At 51.1% G+C, this 615-nt stretch carries 1 protein-coding gene; it reads right to left on the bottom strand.

Going from position 1 to position 615, the window contains the following annotated elements:
• Positions 1-615, bottom strand: a 615-nt coding sequence (locus AACS90_RS04330) for a type VI secretion system baseplate subunit TssF (RefSeq protein WP_193757318.1), incomplete at both ends; no start/stop codon positions are given.

Genomic DNA, 615 nt, shown 5'->3' with positions numbered 1-615 from the left:
GATATCCAGCGTGACAAAGTTATACAGTGGGGACAAAGCATAATATTCCACCAACGGTTGCAGACCGGAATACGTATTTTTGGGCAGAGGCAGCACCGGATTATCAAATACATTGTGCCAGCCATAAGGAAAACCGCGCAGTTTTCGCTGCTCTCCCTGCGTGTTCAGGCTGACCTCACAAATATGTTGACCCAGCCACAGACTGAGCTGGGCGGCCTTTTCGGTGTCCGTGCCGAGGAAAAAAGTTAATGCACCACTTTGCCAGACCGGAGATACCGTGCCGGTCTGGCACAGAGTCAGCATAATTTCACTGTGAGTACCGGTTTTTTTCACCGTGCGTTGTTGTACGACCAGAGGTTCAATATGCAGCGGACGGCGGGTTTTAAACGTCATTAACTGCCCGTTGTGGTGAGCCGAAACGGCGGTATTCACCGGAATATCTGTACAACCCTGATGTTCGCCATCAGTGGGATAAAACTGAAGTATCGTGGTGGGTGGGATGGGACATAACGCTAACGGCCAGATGCGCGACAAGATCCCGTGCGTGATTTCGGGAAGTTCGTCCTCCAGTTTAGCCCGTACACTGGCAATCAACAGGGCAAAGGCTTCAAAAAG

The sequence above is a fragment of the Xenorhabdus sp. KK7.4 genome (assembly GCF_963876465.1).
Lineage (GTDB): Bacteria > Pseudomonadota > Gammaproteobacteria > Enterobacterales > Enterobacteriaceae > Xenorhabdus > Xenorhabdus stockiae.
The sequence above is the reverse complement of the archived record's forward strand: the minus strand, read 5'-3'. Positions and strand labels throughout refer to the sequence as shown.